Annotated in this window: 21 protein-coding genes; 15 read left to right on the forward strand and 6 right to left on the reverse strand. The window is 51.7% G+C overall.

Annotated elements, in window-relative coordinates:
* Window positions 1-2 precede the first annotated feature (2 nt).
* Together OGY72_RS18020 and OGY72_RS18025 are read left to right on the forward strand one after the other, a co-directional pair.
* The gene (locus OGY72_RS18020) at window positions 3-1169 is read left to right on the forward strand and encodes a glutathionylspermidine synthase family protein (RefSeq protein ID WP_003830470.1); all 1167 of its coding nucleotides are present in this window, start codon (window positions 3-5) and stop codon (window positions 1167-1169) included.
* A gap of 84 nt (window positions 1170-1253) precedes the next feature.
* Window positions 1254-2876, forward strand: coding sequence for an isovaleryl-CoA dehydrogenase (locus OGY72_RS18025; RefSeq protein ID WP_286548630.1), 1623 nt, complete (start codon window positions 1254-1256; stop codon window positions 2874-2876).
* A gap of 86 nt (window positions 2877-2962) precedes the next feature.
* Here the strand turns inward: OGY72_RS18025 and yjfN are convergent, their stop codons facing one another.
* Both yjfN and bsmA read right to left on the reverse strand, forming a co-directional pair.
* The gene (gene yjfN / locus OGY72_RS18030) at window positions 2963-3238 is read right to left on the reverse strand and encodes a DUF1471 family protease activator YjfN (protein WP_003830465.1); all 276 of its coding nucleotides are present in this window, start codon (window positions 3236-3238) and stop codon (window positions 2963-2965) included.
* Between the two features lie 147 nt (window positions 3239-3385).
* Window positions 3386-3715: a biofilm peroxide resistance protein BsmA gene (gene bsmA, locus OGY72_RS18035; RefSeq protein ID WP_057066585.1), complete on the reverse strand. Its 330-nt coding sequence runs from the start codon at window positions 3713-3715 to the stop codon at window positions 3386-3388.
* A 181-nt stretch (window positions 3716-3896) separates the two neighbouring features.
* Here bsmA and yjfP point away from each other — a divergent pair, with 181 nt between their 5' ends.
* Window positions 3897-4646, forward strand: coding sequence for an esterase (gene yjfP, locus OGY72_RS18040; protein WP_063941654.1), 750 nt, complete (start codon window positions 3897-3899; stop codon window positions 4644-4646).
* Here yjfP and ulaR read toward each other — a convergent pair.
* Window positions 4643-5398: an HTH-type transcriptional regulator UlaR gene (gene ulaR / locus OGY72_RS18045; RefSeq protein WP_003025646.1), complete on the reverse strand. Its 756-nt coding sequence runs from the start codon at window positions 5396-5398 to the stop codon at window positions 4643-4645. The genes yjfP and ulaR overlap by 4 nt on opposite strands.
* Before the next feature lie 106 nt (window positions 5399-5504).
* Entirely contained in the window at window positions 5505-6569 is a 1065-nt protein-coding gene (gene ulaG, locus OGY72_RS18050) for an L-ascorbate 6-phosphate lactonase (protein ID WP_003025649.1), read from the reverse strand.
* A gap of 367 nt (window positions 6570-6936) precedes the next feature.
* Here ulaG and ulaA point away from each other — a divergent pair, with 367 nt between their 5' ends.
* Genes ulaA through OGY72_RS18080 form a run of 6 tightly spaced genes read left to right on the forward strand, consistent with a single transcriptional unit; the run spans window position 6937 to window position 11346 of the window.
* Window positions 6937-8334, forward strand: coding sequence for a PTS ascorbate transporter subunit IIC (ulaA, locus tag OGY72_RS18055; protein ID WP_003830456.1), 1398 nt, complete (start codon window positions 6937-6939; stop codon window positions 8332-8334).
* A 15-nt stretch (window positions 8335-8349) separates the two neighbouring features.
* On the forward strand, window positions 8350-8655 hold the full coding sequence (gene ulaB / locus OGY72_RS18060) for a PTS ascorbate transporter subunit IIB (protein WP_003025655.1): 306 nt from the start codon (window positions 8350-8352) through the stop codon (window positions 8653-8655).
* 10 nt (window positions 8656-8665) lie between these two features.
* Window positions 8666-9133, forward strand: a complete 468-nt coding sequence (gene ulaC, locus OGY72_RS18065) for a PTS ascorbate transporter subunit IIA (protein WP_003830454.1) — start codon at window positions 8666-8668, stop codon at window positions 9131-9133.
* A gap of 12 nt (window positions 9134-9145) precedes the next feature.
* Complete coding sequence (gene ulaD, locus OGY72_RS18070; RefSeq protein ID WP_286548636.1) at window positions 9146-9796, forward strand: 3-keto-L-gulonate-6-phosphate decarboxylase UlaD; 651 nt, start codon at window positions 9146-9148, stop codon at window positions 9794-9796.
* 9 nt (window positions 9797-9805) lie between these two features.
* Window positions 9806-10660, forward strand: a complete 855-nt coding sequence (locus tag OGY72_RS18075; RefSeq protein WP_003830452.1) for an L-ribulose-5-phosphate 3-epimerase — start codon at window positions 9806-9808, stop codon at window positions 10658-10660.
* Entirely contained in the window at window positions 10660-11346 is a 687-nt protein-coding gene (locus tag OGY72_RS18080) for an L-ribulose-5-phosphate 4-epimerase (protein ID WP_063941652.1), read from the forward strand. The genes OGY72_RS18075 and OGY72_RS18080 overlap by 1 nt, the downstream gene beginning before the upstream one ends.
* Before the next feature lie 131 nt (window positions 11347-11477).
* Here the strand turns inward: OGY72_RS18080 and yjfY are convergent, their stop codons facing one another.
* On the reverse strand, window positions 11478-11753 hold the full coding sequence (gene yjfY, locus OGY72_RS18085; protein WP_003025668.1) for a DUF1471 family protein YjfY: 276 nt from the start codon (window positions 11751-11753) through the stop codon (window positions 11478-11480).
* Between the two features lie 299 nt (window positions 11754-12052).
* Here yjfY and OGY72_RS18090 point away from each other — a divergent pair, with 299 nt between their 5' ends.
* From OGY72_RS18090 to OGY72_RS18120, 6 genes are all read left to right on the forward strand, one after another.
* Entirely contained in the window at window positions 12053-12817 is a 765-nt protein-coding gene (locus OGY72_RS18090; RefSeq protein WP_003830447.1) for a TSUP family transporter, read from the forward strand.
* A gap of 158 nt (window positions 12818-12975) precedes the next feature.
* Window positions 12976-13371 (forward strand): 30S ribosomal protein S6, encoded by a 396-nt coding sequence (gene rpsF, locus OGY72_RS18100; RefSeq protein WP_003025672.1) that lies wholly within the window; start codon window positions 12976-12978, stop codon window positions 13369-13371.
* A gap of 6 nt (window positions 13372-13377) precedes the next feature.
* On the forward strand, window positions 13378-13692 hold the full coding sequence (gene priB / locus OGY72_RS18105; protein WP_003025674.1) for a primosomal replication protein N: 315 nt from the start codon (window positions 13378-13380) through the stop codon (window positions 13690-13692).
* Between the two features lie 4 nt (window positions 13693-13696).
* Entirely contained in the window at window positions 13697-13924 is a 228-nt protein-coding gene (gene rpsR / locus OGY72_RS18110) for a 30S ribosomal protein S18 (protein WP_000135199.1), read from the forward strand.
* 41 nt (window positions 13925-13965) lie between these two features.
* On the forward strand, window positions 13966-14415 hold the full coding sequence (gene rplI / locus OGY72_RS18115; RefSeq protein ID WP_003025676.1) for a 50S ribosomal protein L9: 450 nt from the start codon (window positions 13966-13968) through the stop codon (window positions 14413-14415).
* A gap of 142 nt (window positions 14416-14557) precedes the next feature.
* Window positions 14558-15481, forward strand: coding sequence for a DMT family transporter (locus OGY72_RS18120; protein WP_008786017.1), 924 nt, complete (start codon window positions 14558-14560; stop codon window positions 15479-15481).
* A gap of 64 nt (window positions 15482-15545) precedes the next feature.
* On the opposite strand, the gene OGY72_RS18125 is transcribed toward OGY72_RS18120, so the two are convergent.
* Window positions 15546-16196: a LysM-like peptidoglycan-binding domain-containing protein gene (locus tag OGY72_RS18125; protein WP_003830442.1), complete on the reverse strand. Its 651-nt coding sequence runs from the start codon at window positions 16194-16196 to the stop codon at window positions 15546-15548.
* Between the last annotated feature and the right edge of the window lie 113 nt (window positions 16197-16309).

Raw genomic sequence — 16309 nt, forward strand, 5'->3', positions numbered from 1 at the left:
CGATGCTGCGACATGATGTCCCTGTTCGTCAGGATTTGGACCGGATCGCCTACGATCACGGCTTTGATTTTCATATTATCGATAACGAGATTTACTGGGATGAGAGCCGGGCTTACCGCTTTACGCTCCGGCAAGTGGAAGAGCAGATCGAAAAACCCACTGCGGAACTGCACCAGATGTGTCTGGATGTCGTCGAACGAGCAGTTAACGACGAACAGATTATGCAGCAACTGGCGATCCCGCCGCTGTATTGGGACGTTATTGCCGAAAGCTGGCGCAATCGCGATCCCTCCCTGTACGGCCGCATGGATTTTGTCTGGTGCGGAAATAACGCCCCGGTCAAGCTGCTGGAGTACAACGCGGATACACCAACGTCGCTTTATGAGTCAGCGTATTTCCAGTGGCTATGGCTGGAAGATGCGCGTCGCAGCGGGGTGATCACACGCGACGCCGACCAGTACAACGCCATTCAGGAGCGGCTAATCTCCCGTTTTGCTGAGCTTTATAGCCCGGAGCCCTTCTATTTTTGCTGCTGCGAAGATACTGACGAAGATCGTACCACGGTGCTGTATTTACAGGATTGCGCACAGCAGGCGGGGCAAGAGTCACGGTTTATTTACGTCGAAGATCTGGGGCTTGGCGTTGGCGGTGTTCTCACGGACCTGGATGATAACGTCATTCGTCGCGCCTTTAAGCTCTATCCCCTGGAGTGGATGATGCGAGATGAAAATGGCCCCTTGCTGCGCCATCGCCGCGAACAGTGGGTTGAGCCGTTATGGAAGAGCGTACTCAGCAATAAAGGGCTGATGCCATTGCTGTGGCGATTTTTTCCCAACCATCCCAACCTGCTGCCCGCCTGGTTTGACGGTGAAACACCACAAATTGCAGCTGGTGAAAGCTATGTACGCAAACCGATATTTTCCCGTGAAGGGGGAAATGTCACCATTTTTGATGGTCAGCAGCAGGTCGTTGAGCATGCCGAGGGTGATTACGCCGAAGAACCGATGATCTATCAGGCATTTCAGCCATTACCGCGCTTTGGCGACAGCTACACGTTGATCGGTAGCTGGATCGTGGATGATGAAGCCTGTGGTATGGGGATCCGCGAGGATAATACTTTGATCACTAAAGATACTTCTCGTTTTATTCCTCATTATATTGCTGGCTAACCGTACTTTTGTGATCTCCCTCCGTCGCGAATAATGTGGTTCTGACCATACTTAAAGCGACGGCCATTGACGGAGGGAGACACAATGCACTGGCAAACGCATACCGTTTTTAACCAACCTGTACCGCTCAATAACAGTAACTTATATTTGTCCGATGGCGCGCTGTGCGAAGCGGTTATCCGCGAAGGCGCTGGTTGGGACAGCGATCTTCTCGCCAGTATTGGTCAGCAGCTAGGGACTGCCGAGTCGCTCGAACTGGGCCGTCTGGCCAATGCTTTTCCACCTGAACTGTTGCGCTACGACCCGCAGGGGCAGCGGCTGGATGATGTGCGTTTTCATCCTGCCTGGCATTTGCTGATGCAGGGATTGTGCGCCAACCGCGTACATAATCTGGCCTGGGAAGAAGATGCGAGGCAGGGAACATTTGTTGCACGGGCCGCGCGTTTCATGCTGCATGCGCAGGTTGAAGCTGGCACGTTGTGTCCGGTGACCATGACTTTTGCCGCCACGCCGCTGTTACTTCAAATGTTACCCGCCCCCTTTCACGACTGGCTTACGCCGCTGCTAAGCGACCGTTATGACTCGCATTTACTGCCCGGAGGGCAAAAGCGTGGGCTGCTTATCGGCATGGGCATGACCGAGAAGCAGGGTGGTTCAGATGTGCTGAGCAATACCACTCAGGCAGAACGTCTTGCTGACGGCTCGTATCGGCTGGTGGGACATAAGTGGTTTTTCTCCGTGCCGCAAAGCGATGCCCATTTAGTGCTGGCCCAGGCTAAGGGAGGATTATCCTGCTTTTTTGTGCCGCGATTTTTACCTGACGGGCAGCGTAATGCTATCCGTCTTGAGCGACTGAAAGATAAGTTAGGCAACCGCTCCAACGCCAGCTGCGAGGTTGAATTCCATGAAGCGATTGGCTGGCTATTGGGTGAAGAAGGGGAAGGTATACGCCATATCCTGAAAATGGGGGGGATGACGCGTTTTGACTGTGCGCTCGGCAGTCACGGTATGATGCGACGTGCTTTTTCCGTCGCGATTTACCATGCTCACCAGCGGCAAGTTTTTGGCAAGCCATTGATTGAACAACCGATGATGCGCCAAGTGTTAGGTCGGATGGCGCTCCAACTGGAAGGTCAAACGGCGTTACTGTTTCGACTGGCGCGGGCCTGGGACCGTCGTGCTGATGCTAAAGAAGCGCTGTGGGCCAGGTTGTTCACGCCAGCGGCGAAATTCTCCGTTTGCAAAAGCGGTATGCCATTTGTGGCAGAAGCGATGGAAGTGCTGGGTGGGATTGGCTATTGCGAGGAGAGCGAGCTGCCGCGTTTGTATCGTGAAATGCCGGTAAACAGTATCTGGGAAGGCTCTGGCAACATTATGTGCCTTGATGTATTGCGGGTACTAACCAAACAACCCGGCATATACGAGATGCTCAGTGAAGCCTTTGCGGAAGTCAAAGGGCAAGACCGACATTACGATCGAATGGTGCGTCAGCTCCAGCAGCGTTTACGTAAACCCAGCGAGGCATTGGGGCGGGAGATTACGCAGCAGCTTTTCCTGCTTGGTTGCGGAGCGCAGATGTTGCGCTATGCCTCTCCACCAGTGGCGCAGGCCTGGTGCCAAATTATGCTTGATACGCGGGGGGGACTACGATTGTCTGAGCAGGTGCTGAACGATTTGCTTCTGCGGGCAACTGGGGGATTACGGTAATAATATGCCTGATGGCGACGCTTTCGCGTCTTATCATGTCTACAGTTCACTGTAGCTCAGATAAGTTTACGCCATCCGGCAATATGTTAAGCATAGAGTATGGCCTGTACGCGCCAGTTGTCGGGCTGCTGATCTTCGTACATTTGAATGATCCGATACCATGAGGCACCTTGTTCATCCGCTTTTAACGCGACAACACGTTCTACATCCTGCGGATTTCCTGCAATGTTACTGACAGATATCTGGCCAATTTCGTTCAGGCCAGTAACACAGTCAGCACTGGCGAATTCGGCAGACTGCGCCGTAGTACCTACCAGTCCGGCAGAAAGCAGCAGTGAGGATAAGGCAAGTGATTGTTTCATCGTCAGCTCCATTATTCGTACCCCTACACACGGCAGGGCATTCCATCGCGATAATAAACCTCAAGCTTCCTGCTGTTGGTTTATTGTGCACAGGTAAACGCATAGGGGCGCAAAGCAATGTAAAGCTGACTAAATTTCAACCCAATGTTATTTACGATACAAAATAGCCTGTGAATACCATTGGCCTGTCACGATAGTTTCATCCACTAATAAAACCACGTAGTAATCAGCTTTAGCCGCGGCGGCTTTGGCACGGATCTCTGCCAGCGCATCATCCGGAGAGCCTCTTACCAGCGCGCTAACCGTCCCTAATCGCTGTAACCCATTACTCTGGTCACGGCGGATCTCCTGCGGGTGGTCGGCAACGGGCGGTGCGGGTTGCGGCGTTCCCTGTAGCACGCTACAGGCGCTTAAAAACATAACCAACAACAAAGAGGCAAACCGACGCATAACTCTATCTCGTTTCCTGATAGCCATAGTGTAGTGCCTTATTAATTTCCCTTTAGGGGAATGTTCCCGAATTGTTATCTCTCACGCGATTTTCGAATGAAAATGTTGCGAAAGCGTAACCCAGTTCTCAACATTATGAATCATTGCCGAACACATTCGCTTGCGTTAAGTATTGCTGCATGGCATACCAGAAAGAAAGAGGCGACAAATGATCGAAATTGAAACACGACAGTTGGCGGGTATACCTGTCCTGCACGCCGTTCCGGCTGGCAAACGCGAATGTTCACTCCCTTGTGTTATCTTCTATCACGGGTTTACCTCTTCAAGCCTGGTTTACAGCTATTTTGCCGTTGCGCTGGCTCAGGCCGGGTTCCGTGTCGTCATGCCAGATGCGCCCGACCATGGCGCTCGCTTCAAAAGCGATGCCAGGGTGCGAATGCGCCGCTTCTGGCATATTTTGCAGCAAAATATGCAGGAGTTTACGACGTTACGTGCGGCGCTGGAGGCGGAAAATTGGCTTTCAGATGAGCGGCTTGCCGTCGGTGGGGCGTCGATGGGGGGAATGACAGCATTGGGCATAATGGCGCGCCATCCTGAGGTTAAATGTGTAGCCAGCCTGATGGGTTCAGGCTATTTTACCCGGCTTGCGCAGACGCTTTTTCCCCCTTTACTGGTTCAGACCCCAGAGCAGCAGGCGGAATTTGATGCCGTTATCGCCCCGCTTGCCGAATGGGATGTTACGCATCAGTTACCACGCCTCGCTGACAGGCCGTTGCTGCTGTGGCATGGACAGGATGATGATGTTGTACCGGCTGTTGAAACCTTCCGCTTACAGCAAGCGCTGATTCAGGCAGGTTTGGACAACAATCTGACCTGCCTGTGGGAAGCGGGCGTACGACATCGCATCACGCCAGAAGCGTTGGCCGCAACAGTGACGTTTTTCCGCCAGCACCTTTAAACGCGCATAATGCTCACGCCCTGAGCTTCAAGCTGTTGCAGAATCTCAGGGTTTGCATTTTTGCCAGTAATCAGCATGTCGATTTGGTCGGCGCGACTGAACAGCATTCCCGCACGTTCACCGACTTTACTGCTATCGACCAGTACCACCAGTTTGCCCACCACGTTAAGCATCTTCTGCTCGGCCATCGCGGTCAGCATATCCGTTTTATACAGTCCGTCCGCGGTCAACCCTTTGCCACTGGTGAACATCCAGTGCCCGGCATACAGGCTATTTTCACTGCCTTGCGGGCTAAGCGTGATGGATTGGCTTTTGTTATATTGCCCTCCCATGATGATCACGCTGTCATGCTCCTGGTCGATCAGATAGTTCGCCAGCGGCAGATAATTAGTGATGATCTGCACCGGCTTGCCGCACATTTCGCGACCCAGCAGAAAGGCGGTCGATCCGCAGTTGATCACCACGCTTTCACCTGCATTCACAAGCTGGGATGCCGCCTTGGCAATGCGAACTTTTTCATCGTGGTTCTGTGCCTGGTGCAGATTCATTGGCGTCCAGCGCGGTCGCTGCTGGGTAATAGCTTCTGCGCCGTTGCGGACTTTCTTGAGTTTGCCGCTTTCATCGAGTTTGTTGATGTCCCGGCGTGCTGTGGCGGGTGAAATCCCCAGACGCTCAATCACGTTCTCAACGGTAACAAAGCCCAACTGCGCCAGCATATCCAGCAGTATTTGATGTCTTTGTGCTTCAGTCATGAGCTATTCCGATACAAATTGATTTGAAAAGATGATATTTGAAATAGCCTGGAAATACTAAAGTAAATGGGAAAAAATGCCGGGATGGCCCGGCATTTTGTGTGGGTCACAAGAACGATTTAAACGGTAAATCCGGTTCAATCGTGAAGCAGTCGTCAAAGCCGCGCGGATAGTGATATTCAAAGTTATCTTTGTCCAGCGGCCAGGTGAACTTGCCACCCACCTGCCAGATAAAAGGCTTAAAGCCATACTTCAGCCGATCTTTTTTCATCTCCCAAAGTACGCGGATCTCCTGAGGATCGGCCTGGAAGTTTGACCAGATATCGTGATGGAAAGGGATCACCACTTTTGTATTCAGGGCCTCCGCCATACGCAGCATGTCGGAACTGGTCATTTTGTCCGTAATACCCCGTGGGTTCTCGCCGTAGGATCCGAGCGCGACGTCGATCTGGTGCTCATTGCCATGCTTTGCATAGTAGTTGGAGTAGTGTGAATCACCGCTGTGATAAAGCGTACCGCCCGGCGTTTTGAACAGATAGTTTACGGCGCGGGCATCCATACCATCCGGCAGCACGCCTGCCGCTTTTTGATCGGCAGGAAGCGTGATCAATGCCGTACGATCAAACGCATCAAGCGCATGAATTTCAATATCTTTCACTTTCACCACATCGCCAGGTTTTACCACGATGCAGCGCTCTTTTGGTACACCCCAACCGATCCACAGATCCACACAAGTCTGCGGTCCAATAAACGGCACGTCGTCGGCACAGTTCTGCATGACGGCTGCCGCAACATTTACGTCGATGTGATCGTTATGATCGTGCGTGGCCAGCACCGCATCGATCTGACGAATGGCAAACGGATCAAGAACAAACGGCGTGGTGCGCAGGTTTGGCTGCAGCTTCTTCACGCCCGCCATGCGTTGCATCTGGTGACCGGTTTTCATCAGCGGGTTACCGTGACTCTGTTTACCCGTACCGCACCAGAAATCGACGCAGACGTTAGTTCCGCCTTCAGACTTTAGCCAAATACCGGTACAGCCAAGCCACCACATAGCGAAAGTGCCAGGTGCGACCTGTTCCTGCTCGATCTCTTCATTGAGCCAGCTTCCCCACTCCGGGAATGTGCTCAGAATCCATGATTCACGCGTGATGCTTTTTACTTTACTCATCGCAATTACCTTCATGTTTGTTCAAGTTGAATCAAATTATGATTTGTTTTGATTGATACTGACATCATTTTCTCAAGAAGGCAATGCGCTGATTTTTGGTGTTGAATGGGAAAATGTGAACAAATTACAACGTGACAAGATGGTTTATATGAAATGTATTTTTGTATTTTATTGTTTTAAATGAATTTATTTTGACGAGTATGAATTTGAAGTAAATCCACTCTGCAAGTAAGAGAATTATTTGCGTACTTCATCACATTTAATCAAATTCAATCTTGTTGTGATTACTTTTGAAAATTAGAGTGAGGGCACAACATCCTGGGCATCTGTAATGAATGTTCAGCAACTTCGTCTACTGGAGATCGTTATGGAGATCCTCTACAACATCTTTACCGTCTTTTTTAATCAGGTCATGACCAATGCACCGTTGCTGTTGGGTATTGTGACCTGCCTCGGCTACATCCTGTTGCGTAAAAGTGTCAGCGTCATTATCAAAGGCACGATCAAAACGATTATCGGTTTTATGTTATTGCAGGCAGGGTCGGGCATTCTGACCAGCACGTTTAAACCGGTGGTGGCGAAGATGTCTGAGGTTTACGGTATCAATGGCGCGATCTCCGATACCTATGCCTCCATGATGGCAACCATCGAACGAATGGGCGATGCATACAGTTGGGTAGGGTACGCCGTACTGTTAGCGCTGGCGCTGAACATTTGTTACGTACTGCTACGGCGTATTACCGGCATTCGAACCATCATGCTGACTGGGCACATCATGTTCCAGCAGGCGGGGCTGATTGCTGTCTCTTTCTACATCTTTGGTTACCCGATGTGGACCACCATCATCTGTACCGCGGTGCTGGTGTCGCTCTACTGGGGCATTACCTCCAATATGATGTACAAACCGACGCAGGAAGTAACTGACGGTTGCGGTTTTTCCATCGGTCACCAGCAGCAGTTCGCCTCCTGGATTGCTTACAAAGTCGCGCCGTATCTGGGTAAGAAAGAGGAGAGCGTAGAAGATCTCAAGCTGCCAGGCTGGCTGAATATCTTCCATGACAACATCGTTTCCACCGCGATTGTGATGACCATCTTTTTCGGGGCGATCCTGCTCTCTTTCGGCATTGATGTGGTTCAGGCGATGGCGGGTAAAACCCACTGGACGGTGTATATCCTGCAAACCGGTTTTTCGTTTGCTGTCGCTATCTTCATCATCACCCAGGGTGTACGTATGTTCGTTGCTGAACTTTCAGAGGCGTTCAACGGTATCTCTCAACGTCTGATCCCCGGCGCGGTGTTGGCTATCGACTGCGCAGCCATTTACAGCTTTGCCCCCAACGCGGTGGTCTGGGGCTTTATGTGGGGCACCATCGGCCAACTGATTGCGGTAGGTATTCTGGTTGCCTGCGGCTCTTCCATTCTGATTATCCCTGGCTTTATCCCGATGTTCTTCTCGAACGCCACCATTGGCGTATTTGCTAACCACTTTGGCGGCTGGCGCGCGGCGCTCAAGATTTGCCTGGTGATGGGGATGATCGAAATCTTCGGCTGCGTTTGGGCGGTGAAACTCACCGGTATGAGCGCCTGGATGGGCATGGCGGACTGGTCAATTCTGGCACCGCCGATGATGCAAGGCTTTGCCTCCATCGGCATTGTGTTTATGGCCGTCATTATTCTGATTGCACTGGCTTATATGTTTTTCGCAGGACGCACGTTGCGCGCTGAGGAAGACGCAGAAAAACAACTGGCAGAACACTCTGCTTAATAAGGAGTTCCGATTATGACCGTACGTATTCTGGCTGTGTGTGGCAATGGGCAGGGCAGTTCCATGATCATGAAAATGAAGGTGGACCAGTTTTTAACCCAGTCAAATATTGACCATACGGTAAACAGCTGCGCCGTGGGTGAATACAAAAGTGAACTGAGCGGCGCGGATATCATCATCGCCTCTACGCATATCGCCGGTGAGATTACCGTTTCTGGCAATAAATATGTCGTTGGCGTACGCAACATGCTGTCTCCTGCCGATTTTGGGCCAAAACTGCTGGAAGTGATCAAAGCGCATTTCCCGCAGGACGTGAAGTAAGGGGCGGCATATGAAATTACGTGACTCGCTAACAGACAATAATTCCATCCTTTTGCAAGCCGAGGCCAGTACCTGGCAGGAAGCGGTAAAGCTTGGTGTGGATCTGTTGGTTAAGGCCGATGTGGTTGAACCACGCTACTACCAGGCCATCCTTGATGGCGTTGAGCAGTTTGGCCCGTACTTTGTGATTGCGCCTGGCCTGGCAATGCCGCATGGCCGTCCGGAGGAAGGGGTCAAGAAAACCGGTTTTGCGCTGGTGACGCTGAAATCACCGCTGGTGTTTAACCACGAAGATAACGACCCGGTCGATATTCTGATAACGATGGCGGCAGTTGACGCCAACACACATCAGGAAGTGGGCATCATGCAGATCGTGAATCTCTTTGATGACGAAGCCAATTTCGACCGTTTACGCGCCTGTCGCACCGCGCAGGAAGTGTTGGATTTAATTGATAACGCCACTGCGGCGGCTGTTTAAAAGGATACCAAAATGTCATTACCTATGTTGCAGGTTGCGCTGGATAACCAATCAATGTCTTCTGCGTATGAAACGACGCGTCTGATTGCCGAAGAGGTCGATATCATTGAGGTGGGAACTATTCTTTGCGTGGCAGAGGGTGTGCGCGCCGTTCGCGATCTGAAGGCGCTTTACCCGCATAAAATTGTGCTGGCGGACGCCAAAATTGCCGATGCGGGAAAAATCCTCTCCCGCATGTGTTTCGAAGCCAACGCTGACTGGGTCACCGTCATCTGCTGTGCGGATATCAACACCACCAAGGGGGCACTGGAGGTAGCGAAAGAATTTAACGGCGACGTGCAGATTGAACTGACCGGTTACTGGACCTGGGAGCAGGCCCAGGAATGGCGTGACGCAGGGATTGGGCAAGTTGTGTATCATCGCAGTCGTGATGCGCAGGCGGCGGGCGTGGCGTGGGGAGAAGCGGATATCAGCGCAATCAAACGCCTGTCCGAGATGGGCTTTAAAGTCACCGTCACCGGCGGTCTGGCGCTGGAAGATCTGCCGCTGTTCCAGGGAATTCCGATTCACGTATTTATTGCCGGTCGCAGCATTCGCGATGCCGCCTCTCCGGAGGAAGCGGCCCGTCAGTTCAAACGTTCTATCGCCCAGCTGTGGGGATAAGGAGCGACTATGTTGTCGAAACAGGTCCCGCTCGGTATTTATGAAAAGGCACTCCCCGGCGGGGAGTGCTGGCTGGAGCGTTTGCAGCTGGCGAAGGAACTGGGCTTTGACTTTGTCGAAATGTCGGTTGATGAAACCGACGCTCGCCTGGCGCGTCTTGACTGGAACCGCGAGCAGCGACTGGCGCTGGTGGCCGCTATCGCTGAGACAGGGATACGGGTACCGTCCATGTGCCTGAGCGCTCATCGTCGTTTCCCGCTGGGTAGTGAAGATGATGCGGTACGTGAACAAGGGCTGGAGATCATGCGTAAAGCCATTCAGTTTGCGCAGGATATCGGTATTCGCGTTATTCAACTGGCGGGTTACGACGTTTATTACCAGCAGGCCAATAACGAAACGCGTCGTCGGTTTCGCGATGGGCTGAAAGAAAGCGTAGAGATGGCGAGCCGTGCACAGGTGACGCTGGCGATGGAAATCATGGATTATCCACTGATGAATTCGATCAGTAAGGCGCTGGGATACGCCCACTATCTCAACAATCCGTGGTTCCAGCTGTATCCCGATATCGGCAATTTGTCGGCGTGGGACAACGATGTGCAGATGGAGCTGCAGGCGGGAATGGGTCATATCGTTGCCGTACACGTGAAAGATACCAAACCCGGTGTATTCAAGAATGTGCCGTTTGGTGAAGGGGTTGTCGATTTCGAACGTTGTTTTGCGACGCTCAAACAGAGTGGGTATTGCGGGCCATACCTGATTGAGATGTGGAGTGAAACGTCGGACGACCCGGCACGTGAAGTGGTGAAGGCGCGCGACTGGGTGAAAGCGCGTATGGCCAGCGCCGGTCTGGTGGAGGCGGTATAATGCAAAAACTCAAACAGCAGGTTTTTGAGGCCAATATGGATCTGCCGCGCTACGGGCTGGTGACGTTTACCTGGGGTAATGTCAGCGCCATCGACCGCGAACGCGGGCTGGTGGTGATTAAGCCCAGCGGCGTCGACTACCATACAATGACAGTGGACGACATGGTAGTTGTGGATCTGCACGGCAACGTGGTGGAAGGACGCTATCGTCCTTCTTCCGATACCGCCACCCATCTGGCGCTGTATCGTCGCTATTCCTCTCTTGGCGGCGTGGTGCATACCCACTCAACCCACGCGACGGCATGGGCGCAGGCAGGTCTGGCAATACCCGCGCTCGGTACGACGCATGCGGACTACTTCTTTGGTGATATTCCCTGCACCCGGGCGTTAACTGAAGCGGAAGTTCAGGATGAGTATGAGCTGAATACCGGCAGAGTGATTGTTGAAACGCTGGGGGAGGTGGAACCTTTGCATACGCCAGGCGTAGTGGTGTACCAGCATGGCCCGTTTGCCTGGGGCAAAGATGCTCACGACGCGGTACATAACGCGGTGGTGATGGAAGAAGTGGCAAAAATGGCATGGATTGCGCGCGGTATTAATCCGGCGCTCAGCCCCATCGACAGTTATCTGATGAATAAGCACTTCATGCGTAAGCACGGCCCAAATGCCTATTACGGGCAGAAGTAGGAATAAACGTTCCGGAGCCAACTCTTCATGGGGATGAGATCGGTCTGGCTTCGGGATTGTTTTGCAAAAAAAGCCCCCAGTGAAGGGGGCAAGTCAAACTGTGGCAATGTTCTCGTTGGTTATTTCTGGTGTTAACGATAAATATCTGCACTGGCGTGCATATTTCCGTTACTACCGGGTTCCCTGGTGAGGATCACGTGGTAGTAGGTTGCGCCTTGCGCATCGGTCTCTTCATTCAGGGCCTGAGTGGCTTCACTTTCAGTGGCGAAGTTATGATTTATGTAAATGACGCCTAAGCTCTGCACATCATCCATGTTCCTGGCCTGATGGTTATCAATTTTGATGGCTGCCGTTGCATTTGCACTGAGCAAAAGCACAGCCAGAAGGGTCAAAACACGGGCTCGCATATGTACCTCCTCGACTGCGGTCTCTGGTTGCCTCTCTCCTGTGAGTGATTAACTTCTGATGTAATTTTAACCGCTACCAGCGCAGTCGATAGCGACCATTTCTGATGCAGTTGTTCAAAAAATTACCGCATAGCCATCTTTTCTTTAATTAACAGTCTGCTGGTGTATACCGCTGCGGTGAAAAAATACCTGCCTTTCGCGCATAAGCTCTTACCAAATAGTCAATTTAATCGGTTGAGTACGCCGTTTATAGTGAGCCGGATAATTAATATAACTTTATGATAATAAGGCAAAAACTTATGGATACTTCATTCATGGATTTCAGCTATTTCGTGGTTATGTTTATGGTCGCGCTGGTGGCTGGCTTTATTAACGTGGTGTCGGGCGGTGGTGGATTTCTCTCTATTGGCGCACTCTTAATTTCTGGTTTACCCCCGGCTAATGCGCTGGCAACCAATAAAATTCAGGCTCTGGGTAGCTCTCTGACCTCTGGAATTTACTTTTTACGCCGGGGACATATCAACGTGCAGGAGCACAAGTATGTGTTTTTATCTGCCTTTATCGGTTCTGCGCTGGGAACGACGCTTATCCAGTTCATTGAACCGGAACTGCTGAAGAAACTGCTCCCAATCCTGATTATCGCAGTCGCCATTTACTTTATTTTTGCGCCAAACCTTAGCGAACCGAAAAGAAAGCAGCAGGTATCCCTGTTTCTCTTCTCGTTGATCGGTGGGGGATGTATTGGTTTTTATGATGGCTTTCTCGGTGCTGGGGCAGGTTCCTTTTATACCCTCAGCTATATCCTGCTGTGGGGATACAGTATTGATAAAGCGCAAATCCACTCGAATTTTATTAACCTGGCGTCGAACATCGCCTCGATTTTGTTCTTCATTTTCGGTGGTAAAATGATCTGGTCGCTTGGGCTGGTGATGTTTGCAGGGCAATCCCTTGGCGCACGTCTTGGTGCAACAGTCGTACTGACGCGCGGTAAGAAAGTCATCCGACCCATGATTGTCATTGTCTCCATTTGTATCAGCATCAAAATGCTGCTGGATATGTATTAATAGCGACATGATAAATAATCGTACAAGCACCTTGAGTTTACCTGCTGACCCCAGTATTATGACGCGTCATTTTTCAGCCGACCTTTAACACGTTCCTTGCCTCCATGGGCCTCGGCTGACCCAGACAGGAGGCTGAATAATCCGTAAGGAGCAATTCGATGCGTCATTACGAAATCGTTTTTATGGTCCATCCTGACCAGAGCGAACAGGTTCCGGGTATGATCGAACGCTACACTGCTGCCATCACTGGTGCAGAAGGCACGATCCACCGTCTGGAAGACTGGGGCCGCCGTCAGCTGGCTTACCCGATCAACAAACTGCACAAAGCTCACTACGTTCTGATGAACGTTGAAGCGCCGCAGGAAGTGATCGATGAGCTGGAAACTACCTTCCGCTTCAACGATGCCGTTATCCGCAGCATGGTTATGCGTACTAAACACGCTGTTACCGAAGCATCTCCGATGGTTAAAGCGAAAGACGAGCGTCGTGAACGTCGCGATGATTTCGCTAACGAAACCGCAGATGATGCTGAAGCTGGGGATTCTGAAGAGTAATTTCTGATGACCAACCGTCTGGCGTTGTCCGGCACTGTGTGCAGGGCCCCCCTTCGAAAGGTCAGTCCATCAGGAATTCCTCATTGCCAGTTCGTGCTTGAGCATCGTTCTGTGCAGGAGGAAGCCGGGTTTCACCGGCAGGCGTGGTGCCAAATGCCCGTTATTATTAGCGGACACGAAAACCAGGCCATTACTCACAGTATAACGGTCGGTAGCGCAGTGACCGTTCAGGGGTTCATCTCTTGCCACAAAGCAAAGAACGGCCTGAGCAAAATGGTTCTGCATGCCGAGCAGATTGAATTGATAGATTCTGGAGACTAGCCATATGGCACGTTATTTCCGTCGTCGCAAGTTCTGCCGTTTCACCGCGGAAGGCGTTCAAGAGATCGACTATAAAGATATCGCTACGCTGAAAAACTACATCACCGAAAGCGGTAAGATTGTCCCAAGCCGTATCACCGGTACCCGTGCAAAATACCAGCGTCAGCTGGCTCGCGCTATCAAACGCGCTCGCTACCTGTCCCTGCTGCCGTACACTGATCGTCATCAGTAATCGGTCACGGTCCATTAATACGACTTTGAGAGGATAAGGTAATGCAAGTTATTCTGCTTGATAAAGTAGCAAACCTGGGTAGCCTGGGTGATCAGGTTAACGTTAAAGCGGGCTATGCTCGTAACTTCCTGGTACCACAGGGTAAAGCTGTTCCTGCTACCAAGAAAAACGTTGAATTTTTCGAAGCGCGTCGCGCTGAGCTGGAAGCTAAATTGGCTGACGTTCTGTCCGCTGCTGAAGCTCGTGCTGAGAAAATCAACGCACTGGAAACCGTAACCATCGCGTCTAAAGCTGGCGACGAAGGTAAACTGTTCGGTTCCATCGGTACTCGCGACATCGCTGACGCTGTAACTGCAGCTGGCGTTGAAGTAGCTAAGAGCGAAGTTCGTCTGCCGAACGGCGTTCTGCGTACCACTGGCGAGCACGAAGTGAGCTTCCAGGTTCACAGCGAAGTGTTTGCTAAGCTGACTGTAAACGTAGTTGCAGAATAAGTTTTTATTCTGATGACCGCGTAAAAGCGCCGGCCCTGTGCCGGCGTTTTGCTTTTCTGTTCCCCCGCTTTTCTCTCTGGCTATTCTTTATCCTTTTCGGGATAATCAAAAAAATAAAACATTATTTCAAAGTGGTGATGGAATGGAACCAACGCACCAACCTCTGTTTGCGCGTAAAAATGTTGTCTACCTGAGCGCGGCGTTCTGCTGCCTGCTGTGGGGGAGTGCCTATCCGGCGATCAAAAGCGGATATGAGATCTTCCAGATTGCCACGGATGACATTCCCTCAAAGATTGTCTTTGCCGGATATCGCTTTCTGTTTGCGGGATTATTGCTGCTACTGCTGGCGGTAGCGCAGCGTAAACCGATTGGCCGGTTAAGTCCGCGTCAGTACGGCCAACTCACGCTGTTGGGGCTAACGCAAACCTCGCTGCAATACATCTTCTTCTACATTGGCCTGGCGTTCACGACGGGAGTGAAAGGGTCCATCATGAATGCGACCGGGACCTTCTTCAGCGTGCTGCTGGCCCATTTTATCTACCATAACGACAAACTGAGTTACAACAAAGCGCTGGGCTGTATTCTCGGCTTTACCGGCGTAATGGTGGTGAACTTTAGCAGCGGAATGGATTTTAGCTTCAGCCTGTTAGGTGACGGCTCAGTAGTGATGGCAGCTTTTATTCTCTCTGCTGCCACGCTATATGGAAAACGTATTTCTCAGACGGTGGACCCGACGGTAATGACAGGGTACCAGTTGGGCGGTGGCGGCCTGGCGTTGGTTATCGGCGGCTACGCTTTTGGCGGCACGCTAACCGTACACGGTGCATCTTCGGTGGCGATTCTCGGCTACCTGACGTTACTCTCTTCGGTCGCTTTCGCCTTGTGGAGTATTCTGCTCAAGCATAATCGCGTGGGGATGATTGCGCCGTTTAACTTCCTGATCCCGGTTTCGGGAGCAGTACTGTCGGCAATATTCCTCGGTGAAAACATTCTGGAATGGAAATATGCGGTAGCGCTGGTGCTGGTGTGTTCGGGGATCTGGTGGGTGAACAAGGTGAAACGCTGACGTTTCACCTTGATGCCTGATGGCGCTATCGCTTATCAGGCCTGGAATCGCGGGGTCACAGCGCTTAACGGGCGCGGATAAAACTGCCGTTAGGCTGGCGGGTAAACAGTACTTGCTGACCATTCCCGGTATCAATGGTTAATCCCGTCACCACGCCATTGGCATTCTGCCTGATCTGTATCATCTGACCGTCTTTCAGATTGCTCAGTGGTTTTCCGGCGCCTTCAACCTGTGCCATCGCATACACATCGGTTGGCGGGAGGTTATGGTCACGGAATACCTGCGCCAGCGTTTTACCTGAGTCTACGCGGTAGGAGCGCCACTGCTGGTCAATTCCGCTATCCTGTTGGAAAGGTTGTGTCTGCGGCTGAGATTGCTGGACCTGAGGCTGGGCATCAGGTTCTCCTTCCTGGATTGGCTCTGGCGCAACCGGAGCGACCTGGCCGGGATCATTTTGCGGCGCGACGAGCTGTGCCTGCAGTTGAGCCTCGGTCGGTGGCTGCGACTGTGACTGTAAATCCAGCTGGGCAGTACGCGTCACCACAGGGGCATCGCTGGTGTCACTGGAAGGGAGCAGGAAACCTATCACCAACACAATAGCGGCAATAATAATGCCGCGGCGGTGCATAGGCGGTAGCGGGTCCATAATGCGAAAATTGTCCGGTGCATGCCAGATTTTCGCCAGGGTTGGTTTTAATTCAAAGCGCCCGGGCATGGCTTTCCTCCTGCTCCGCGTCTCGTTCCTCGATCATAGAGTATAGATGGCTAACGCTATGATGTTCGTCATATTACCCGCTTTCGTGACGTCAACGCGGGATATTCCTATTG

Source organism: Citrobacter sp. Cpo221 (assembly GCF_030332345.1).
Lineage (GTDB): Bacteria > Pseudomonadota > Gammaproteobacteria > Enterobacterales > Enterobacteriaceae > Citrobacter > Citrobacter portucalensis.